The organism is Desulfobacterales bacterium (assembly GCA_030066985.1).
GTDB lineage: Bacteria > Desulfobacterota > Desulfobacteria > Desulfobacterales > JAHEIW01 > JAHEIW01.
Map to the genome: position 1 here is coordinate 18925 of JASJAN010000052.1, position 9040 is coordinate 27964.

At 48.8% G+C, this 9040-nt stretch carries 8 protein-coding genes; 6 read left to right on the forward strand and 2 right to left on the reverse strand.

The features are described 5' to 3' along the window. Positions 1 to 14: 14 nt before the first annotated feature. Entirely contained in the window at positions 15 to 419 is a 405-nt protein-coding gene (locus tag QNJ26_20015) for an archease (protein ID MDJ0987839.1), read from the reverse strand. A gap of 635 nt (positions 420 to 1054) precedes the next feature. Here QNJ26_20015 and sdhA point away from each other — a divergent pair. The 4 genes from sdhA to QNJ26_20035 all read left to right on the forward strand — a co-directional run bounded on the left by sdhA (position 1055) and on the right by QNJ26_20035 (position 5775). After that, positions 1055 to 2782 (forward strand): succinate dehydrogenase flavoprotein subunit, encoded by a 1728-nt coding sequence (sdhA, locus tag QNJ26_20020; GenBank protein MDJ0987840.1) that lies wholly within the window; start codon positions 1055 to 1057, stop codon positions 2780 to 2782. A 1-nt stretch (position 2783) separates the two neighbouring features. Further along, positions 2784 to 3494, forward strand: coding sequence for a succinate dehydrogenase iron-sulfur subunit (locus QNJ26_20025; GenBank protein MDJ0987841.1), 711 nt, complete (start codon positions 2784 to 2786; stop codon positions 3492 to 3494). A gap of 352 nt (positions 3495 to 3846) precedes the next feature. After that, the gene (locus QNJ26_20030; protein ID MDJ0987842.1) at positions 3847 to 4380 is read left to right on the forward strand and encodes a Crp/Fnr family transcriptional regulator; all 534 of its coding nucleotides are present in this window, start codon (positions 3847 to 3849) and stop codon (positions 4378 to 4380) included. Between the two features lie 366 nt (positions 4381 to 4746). Further along, positions 4747 to 5775 carry a zinc-binding dehydrogenase gene (locus tag QNJ26_20035; protein MDJ0987843.1) on the forward strand — a complete coding sequence of 343 codons (1029 nt, stop codon included), beginning with the start codon at positions 4747 to 4749 and terminating at the stop codon, positions 5773 to 5775. Between the two features lie 159 nt (positions 5776 to 5934). On the opposite strand, the gene QNJ26_20040 is transcribed toward QNJ26_20035, so the two are convergent. Beyond that, positions 5935 to 7080: an acyl-CoA dehydrogenase family protein gene (locus tag QNJ26_20040; GenBank protein MDJ0987844.1), complete on the reverse strand. Its 1146-nt coding sequence runs from the start codon at positions 7078 to 7080 to the stop codon at positions 5935 to 5937. Between the two features lie 384 nt (positions 7081 to 7464). On the opposite strand from QNJ26_20040, the gene QNJ26_20045 reads away from it, so the two are divergent. After that, positions 7465 to 7695: a KH domain-containing protein gene (locus tag QNJ26_20045; protein MDJ0987845.1), complete on the forward strand. Its 231-nt coding sequence runs from the start codon at positions 7465 to 7467 to the stop codon at positions 7693 to 7695. Between the two features lie 515 nt (positions 7696 to 8210). Continuing rightward, a partial coding sequence (locus QNJ26_20050; GenBank protein ID MDJ0987846.1) for a thiamine pyrophosphate-dependent dehydrogenase E1 component subunit alpha occupies positions 8211 to 9040 on the forward strand: 830 nt, incomplete at its 3' end.

The window sequence follows — 9040 nt, forward strand, 5'->3', positions numbered from 1 at the left end:
ATTGCATGCCTGTATCAGACATCGAAGGTTATGATGGCCTCAAGACCCTGGTGGGTCTTCACAATATTTAAATTGTGATACGTTACCGCCTTAATTTGCTTGTCCAATGCAGGCGCTCTGCCACCAATGACCCTGGCATCGACAACGTTTGCGGTTAGCTTATGAATGTTGAATGTCTTAAAAATCAGCATTTCAGCTTCAGCCCAGTAAGCCAGTTCACTGAGCCATTCTACAAGCAGGCTTTCTGTATCGATCGTCTCTAATTTAACGGCTTTTGCAATTTCCGCTGAAACGTCGGATATATCTGCCGTCATTAGGGATGTCATCCCCTGAGCCGCACTGATAAACAGCTCCGTGAGATCTTTGCCGTAAACCTTCAAGGCATGATCAGCCGTATGTTCAATTTCCTCAAAGCCCATTGCAGTTAAGAATATGCCCGCTATGCTTCACTCTTTTGTCCGTTTGATGGCGCAAGAAATATTTTCGACTTTAGCATTGTCCGCCTTAGCTTACATGGCCGTTTGTGCACAACGATTGTAGAATTAAAACGATGGCAACAATTGTCGTTATTTGCCAGTGCCCAGAACCAGCAGCGAAAGTCAGATTCGGAATCGTGTCGATTCGATTAGATGAGCCGCAATCATGATTGAAATTTGCAAAAGGCAAGCTGTATTAAGCGTTTATAACTATTATCTAAATTTATCTATTGGAGCGACAAAGTCAAGCATCATCTTGTTATTAGAAAATAGAATCGACATGCGGCTTTTCGACACGAACATACCAGCGGGTGGGTTTCTACTGGTGTTGAAACCGTAAGAACGCGATAGCCAGCAATCTATATTTCTGGCCTGTATTACCGCTAAAAACTTCTTTACAATTTAAACCCAGCTGATTTATAAGCAATCTGTTATCGGATCGGTTCCTTTCCTTTCCACTCAACCGTTTAAACGTGCACGTTTAACGCCTTTTGCAGCTCTACCGAATGATTATCAAAATGGTTACGAACACATTTAATTCCCATATTAATAACCAATGGTCCATAAAGAGGTGAGGTATGCAACACCAATATGATGTGATTATCGTGGGCGCAGGTTTGGCCGGGCTGCGCGCGGCGGTTGAGATCGGAAAAGATGCTCATGTCGCCGTTCTGACCAAAGTTTTTGCGACGCGCTCCCACTCCGGTGCGGCTCAGGGAGGCATCGGCGCCGCTCTGGGCAATGAAGAAGAAGACCACTGTGAATGGCACATGTTTGATACGGTCAAAGGCAGTGATTATCTGGGCGATCAGGATGCGATCGAGATTCTGGCCAATGATGCACCGCGGGCCATTTATGAGCTGGAAAACCTGGGGGTTCCGTTTAATCGGACACCGGAGGGCAAAATCGCCCAAAGAGCCTTTGGCGGGCACACGCGCAATTTTGGCGAGGCGCCGGTAAAGCGGGCCTGCTATGCGGCGACCCGCACCGGCCGGGTTATTTTGGATACGCTCTGGGAGCAAAGTTTACGCAGAGGGATTGAATTTTTCGATGAATTCCAGATGCTGTCTTTAATCGTTCACGATGGACAATGTTGCGGTGTGGTGGCTTATGAACTATCCACCGGAAAGCTGCATGTATTCAAGAGCAAGGCCGTCATGCTCGCTACAGGCGGGGCCGGCAAGATTTACAAAACCACCTCCAACGCTTTTGCCAGTACCGGCGATGGCATGGCCATCGCCTATCGAGCCGGTGCGCCCCTGGAAGATATGGAATTTGTTCAGTTTCATCCGACAGGAATTTATAAGCTGGGCATTCTCATCAGTGAGGCGGCACGCGGCGAAGGCGGCATTTTGTTGAATAATGATGGTGAACGCTTCATGGAAAGGTATGCACCGATCATCAAGGATTTAGCACCGCGTGATATGATTTCGCGGTGCATGCTAGAGGAAATGCGAGCCGGCAGGGGTATCGACGGCAAAGACTATTTTCACCTGGATTTGACGCACCTGGGTGAAGATGTGATCGACAAAAAGTTAGCCGAAATTACCAGCTTCGCGCGCACCTATGCCGGCGTTGATCCGATTAAAGAGCCCATCCCGGTCCAGCCCACCTGCCATTATATGATGGGCGGTATTGCCACCGATGCCGATGGTTGTGTGATCGTAGATGAGAAAAATACAGCCTTTGCGGGGCTTTATGCTGCCGGTGAATGTGCCTGCGTGTCCGTACACGGCGCCAATCGGTTGGGGTGCAATGCGCTGCTCGATACGCTGGTCTTCGGACGAAGGGCCGGTATCGCTATTAAGGCGTTTGTACCATCGGTCTCCCGACCAAAGCTGCCGGCCCGACCGGAGAAAAAAGATGCAGACATGATCAAAGAATTGATGAACAGTGGCGGTAAAGAAAACAGCGGGCCCATCAGAGCCGAGCTGCAGGAAAGCATGATGGAAAATGTGTCTGTTTTCCGTCAAAAAGACTCACTGAGCACGGCGCTCGCAAAAATTGCGCAGCTAAAAAAGCGATATCAAGATCTTTCCATCCAGGACAAAGGGAACTGTTTCAATCGCGATCTGCTGGATGCCATCGAGTTGGGCCATTTGCTGGATCTGGCTGAAGTTATTACACTTAGTGCGCTAAACCGTGAAGAGAGCCGTGGGGCCCATTCCAGGGAAGATTTTCCGGAGCGTGACGATCAAAAATTTTTGGTCCACACCATGGCGCTTCACAATGCAGTCAAGGGGCCGCAAATATTCTCCAAACCGGTTAATATCACCAAATTTGAGCCCAAAGAGAGGAAATACTAAGATGAAGTGTCACTTTACCGTCTATCGATATGACCCTGCTGCGGATGAAAAACCGCGCTACCAGGAATATGAGATCGATGCCGAACCGACCGACAAGATTCTGGATTGTTTAAACAAAATCAGGTGGGAGCAGGATCCGACCCTGGCTTTTCGATCTTCGTGTGCCCACGGGATCTGCGGATCGGATGCCCTGATGATCAACGGGCGTATTGAACTGGCCTGCCAGAAACTGGTGCGTGATTTCAAAACCGGCAATAATTTTGTGATCGAACCGTTGCCGCTGTTTGATGTCGTTAAAGACTTGATCGTTGATATGGAGCCATTTTTGGAAAAATACCGCCAGGTGCAGCCCTATCTGATAGCCGGCAAAAACGATTCGGGTAAAGAATTTATCCAGGAGGCTGAAAATCAGGAGTTTATTGAACCGGCGCTCAGATGCATCCTGTGTGCCTCCTGCACTGCCGGTTGTCCGATTAACCGGGCCAATTCGGATTATCTGGGTCCGGCTGCCTTGCTGCGTGCTTTTCGCTATATCTTTGATTCGCGTGATTCCATAACGGAGGAGCGTCTGGAAAAAATTGACTCTGATAACGGTGTCTGGGGATGTAAAACCATGTGGTGGTGCACCGAGGTGTGCCCCAAAGAAATCCCCATCACCAAATGTCTGGGACAGATCAAACGGGCTGTCAAACAAAAAGCAAAAAAGGAATAGTGCCTAAACAAGAAGGTCGGGTCTATATCTTAATTTGATGAATGCTAAAGTAAACGGATCTGATGCGATAATACCAATAATTGCTTTAATTTCAACAAAGCTAGGAACACGACACAATATTTCAATTCCTAAATTGAGCGCTTGTCGAGGTTGCCGCAGCTACTCGGCAGATGCCGTTTCGCTATAGTGATCTATGCGGGACGGCATCTAACACCGTAGATGCGGTAAGATCGGCAAGCCCGAAGGGTTTCAAATTTAAAAAATCAAAATCGATAGAATTCCTTATAAAACAAAGTATAATCCTTTTTAAATTTGAAACGCTCATTTTAGGTAAATAGTAGGGAGGATAAATATGCCTGAGAAAAATATGCTGGCAGGGTTTTCATTTTTTTCCGATGTCGCGCCAGAGACATTGGAAGCCATTGCCCAGAAAGGCGAAATTTTTGAGTTTAAAGCACAAGATGTCATTTTTAAGGTGGAAGAGCCGGCAACACATCTCTATGGCCTTTTAGAAGGTGAAATCGATTTGATCCTCATTTTTAAGGACAGGGTCTTAAAAACAGACATCGAATACGAAGAAGCCATTCAGGCCACCATTGTCGATGAAGAAAAAGAGATCATTGTCGATACGGTTGCCGAGGGTCAGGTGTTTGGATGGGCGTCGGTTGTCGGACCATCAAAACGAACCGTCAAAGCCGTATGTTCGCAAAATTGCCGCGTTATTGCCATACCGGCCGACGCGTTGAAAGCCATGTTCGATAAGGACCATACCCTGGGGTATGCCGTCATGCATCGCCTGTGTGACATCATTGCCAAACGACTTCGTAATCGAACTGATAAGTTGATTGAGGCGTGGGGGGAGGCTTTCGACATCAGTTCGATATAGCGTGAAATTAAGAACGCTAAATATGAATGCTAAAAAGGACATGTCATTTTCCTCCAGGCGCTGTGATTGGCAAGTTGCCTGTGGCCGATATTTGGGATTAGACCGGCATTAACGCTATCCCAAAGCCTGGCTGCCGATCATCCCAAATATGAGGCCACAACATACCGATGGGGCACAAATAGCATAGCGCCTTCCAAAAAAAAACATGACCTCTTATGATATTGAACGGCTCAGCAACCGGATGTTCCTTGAATTTTTGCCGGCCAACGGGCTCAACGGGCAACGGGCCCAACCTGCAAAGAATTCGCTTGGCGTGCGTTACATGATTCTCTGGGAATAAACCCCTAAAGAAAGAGAAGGAACACCATGAAAGCATTGTACTTTAAAGAACATGGTGAGTTGGATGTCATCCAATATGGGGATGTGCCGGACTCGGAGCCCGGGCCCGGGCAGGTCAAGGTGCGGGTGCGGGCAACAGCATTAAATTTTCTGGACATTTGGGTGCGGCGGGGCTGGCCCGGCTTAAAGCTTGAAATGCCGCATTGGTGCGGAGCCGATGTGGCCGGCGAGGTTGCTGAGCTCGGTGAAGGCGTTACCCAATGGCAGATTGGGCAGCGGGTCGTCGCGGATCCGGGTGTTAATTTGTTTGAAGATGAATTTACCGCGCGGGGTGAAGATTGTGTCAGCCCCGGCTATCATGTCCTCGGTGAACATCAACGTGGCGGTGCCGCAGAATACATCGTGCTGCCGGCCAATGGTCTGGCGGCGATGCCGGATGAAGTGGATTATCCGGAAGCAGCAGCACCCCTGTTGGTGACCCTCACTGCCTGGCGTATGCTCATCGACAGGGCAGGGCTGCGTGCCGGTGAATCTGTGCTGGTGGTCGGCTCCGGGGGTGGGGTTAACAGCATGTCCATCCAGCTTGCCAAACTTGCCGGTGCCTTTGTATATGCGGTCGCAAGCAATGATCAAAAAGCGCAACTGGCCAAAGAATTGGGCGCTGATGTGGTGTTGGATCGTTCCAAAGTCGACTGGGGCAAAGAGATTTATAGACTGACCGAAAAGCGGGGTGTGGATGTGGTCGTTGATAATGTCGGTAAGGCCACGTTAACGGCCAGCATGCAGGCGGCGGCCCGCGGCGGTCGCATCGTTATTGTCGGCAATACCAGTGGACCTCAGACGGAAATTGATATCCGCTTTATTTTCGGTAAACAAATTAGCCTTATCGGCAGTACTATGGGCAGCCATCAGGATTTTAGAGATGTGATGGCGCTGCTTTGGGCCGGCAAACTAAAACCCGTGATCGATCGGGTCATGCCGCTCAGCGAAGGGCGCCAGGCCTATGAGATGATGGAGAAGGGGGAGCTGCTGGGGAAGATTGTTTTGACGCCTTAAATAGTTGCATCTAAATCAGGTGGTGATTTTGACTTTTGCAGTTTTTCCTCACAGTCCGTTGCCAGTGGTCAGTTGTTTGTTGTTGATAAATGATGCGGAGCAACCACAAAGCAGTTTGCATATTGTCTGCGACGGACAACTAACTACGGACTACTGACCCTAGGTGTATTGTTTAATCAACTCCCGGAAAATAACCAGCTTCTGTACATCCTGGGTGCCTTCACCCAAGGATGACGCCCAGGCGTCCATGGGGAACTTGTGAATGGGATGATCCTGGATGACGGATGCGGCGCCAAAAATATCCGCAGCCCAGGTGGTCACATTGCGGGTGATTTCAACCGCCAAATATTTTGCCAGCGAGGATTCCTGCCTGAAATTCTCATTGTGGTCCATTTTCCAGCAAGCCTTCCAGAGCATCAAACGGGCGGCCTCAATTTTTGCAAAAAAATCGGCAGCTTCGAATGCTTTTGCTTGAAATTCGGTGATCGGCTGACCGAAGATCTGGCGCTTTTTCGCATGGGCCAGCGCCAGTTCAAAGGCGCCGACGGCGGTTCCAAGCGTCATGGCGGCAATGGGGACGCGGCTGTTGGTGAAAACGCTCAGCACCTGCTGAAGCCCCTGCCCAGGGCCACCCAGAAGATGGTCATTTGGGACAAAGACGTCGCTGAATGTCAGGCGGGTCAGGTCGGATGGAATCCAGACCTGCTTATTGAGTTTTTTGCGCTTAACGCCCTTGGCATGCAGATCCACCAGATACATTGATATGCGATTATTTCTTGACGCCCGAGGGCTTGATACCGCTGTAATCACCCCCAGGTCACTAATATACCCGTTGGTCACATAGGCCTTGGTACCGTTTAGCAGCCAGCCACCTTTAACTTTGCGAGCACGCATTTGGATGCCGGCGACATCACTGCCGGCCATGCGCTCAGTGTTGCCGACGCACATCAAGGTTTTTCCTTCCGCAGCTGATTTGCCATATTGTGCCGTTAAATAATCAGAGCCATACAAATATAATGAGACGAGTCCCAGATCGACCTGCGCCAGTGCTGCCACAGCCACACCCGGCGAGACCTTGGCCAATTCTTCTGCAATTAAGGCTTCCCTCAAGGCGCTGTTTTTGGCCAATTTGCCCGACTTATGCGCTATACCAAACCAGCCCCCAGCCCCCATTTGACGGAAAAAATCAGCTGGTATTTCCTGACGCCGATACCATCCCGACAGTTTCGATTGGACACGGTCCTTAAGAAAATGCTTGAATTCAATGATTTCTTTTGCAAGTGCTGGTGGAATCGTAAAATCCATGTTGGCTCCTTTAAGCGGTGATCCAGATGACGGGATGGCGAAACGAATTCAATCCCACTATCTCTTCGTTCAATTTGACTAAACAGTATAGACACAAACAGCAAAAAAACAAGTTAAGCAAATTTATAATTTACAAAAACGATTTAAAATAGTATTGGAACAATGGGGAAGACTCAACTGCAATCAGATCGTAAAACCGTTTCCGATTTCAAATGTAAGCCAAACCATATTCTACCGTCGTCGACGGATGGTTACCCTTATTTCAATGCACTAAACAAGCAGTTTTCTAAAGTTTGCAATTCTAACTGTGCGTATGCTGGAATTTTGGGAGGCTGAATTCACCTTGCTTTTCATGTTGCACAGGCATTGGAGGGGCTTATGGAAATGAAAGATCTGATTCAACGTATTGCGGAGGCACTGGTCGACAATCCTGAAGAGGTTGCCGTCACCGCACTCCAAGGTAGTCAGGCGACTGTTTTGGAATTGAAAGTGGCCAAAGAGGATTTGGGCAAAATCATCGGTAAACAGGGCCGCACGGCCAAATCGATTCGTACAATCCTGGGCGCCGCGTCAGCCAAGAAAAACAAACGCACCGTTCTCGAGATCGTCGAGTAGCCTGGCCGTATTATTTTATCCGAAGCGTTGCAAATTTGCCCTGCAACCCAAAAAAAACCACCCGACAGATACGGTTCATGATTCCGGACTGAGCGGGATACTATCTATTTTTTATACATCACCCCATCGTGTTTCCAAATTAACAGTCTGGTTTCAGCGGACGGGCTGTAATGGCCTGACCTCTCCTTTCCATAGCCTTTTCGATGTAATTAAAAACCACCCATGCACTACACAACTCTAATGTCTTGCCGCATTCCACAAGCGTTGTTTTGCAGCATTAAACTTAACTGCCTGAATTTGTTTGGATTAGCTTTTTTGCCGGATTCAGTACCTGGTAGCGCGGATGGGTGGGTAAATATTTTAATTTCAATACCTTATCGCTTTCGGCCCTTGACTACGCCAAAATCCGCATCATTTTTATCCTGATAAATTTTGTCAGCGGAAACCAGGATAAAAACACGTTTTCAGTTAAGTTTTTTTTCTCATCGCAAAACATTCAGGCAAGGAGGCATGTAATGCCGCGGAAGAAAGTAACCATCTCTGAGAAATTGGAAACGCTTTCGATTCTAAACGAAAAAGGAAAACTGGATAGGGATCTAGAACCCGATATTCCCGATGATGTCCTTTTACAGCTCCATCGCACCATGCTGCTGGCTCGCAAATTTGATGAGCGCCTCTTAAATCTTCAGCGTCAGGGTCGCATCGGCACCTTTGCACCGATCACGGGGCAGGAGGCGGCGCAACTGGGAACCATAGCGCATTTGCGCCCAACAGACTGGATGGTGCCCGCCTTTCGTGAATCAGCGGCTGAGTTGTGGCGTGGTCGAACCCTTGAAAGTATCATCATCTACAATAACGGCTTTAATGAAGGGGTGGCGATTCCGGACGACCGCAATGATTTTCCCATATCCGTTCCTGTAGGCTCACAGATGATTCACGCTGTTGGATTGGGCTGGGCTGCCAAATATCGGCAAACAGACAACGTCGCCATGACTTACTTTGGCGATGGTGCCACGTCACAGGGTGATTTTCATGAAGCGCTCAACTTTGCAGCTGTTTACCAGTCACCGGTAATCTTTGTGTGTCAAAACAATCAATGGGCGATCTCCATACCGGTGTCTCAGCAGACGCGATCGCAAACTTTGGCGCAAAAGGCTCTGGCCTACGGAATGCCAGGCATTCAGGTGGATGGCAATGATATCTTGGCTGTCTATGCCGCCGCACAGGAGGCTGTCCAGCGGGCACGCAGCGGTGAAGGGCCAACACTAATCGAGTGCGTCACCTATCGCTTGATGATGCACACCACTGCAGACGATCCCAAACGCTATCGGACCGATGAAGAAGT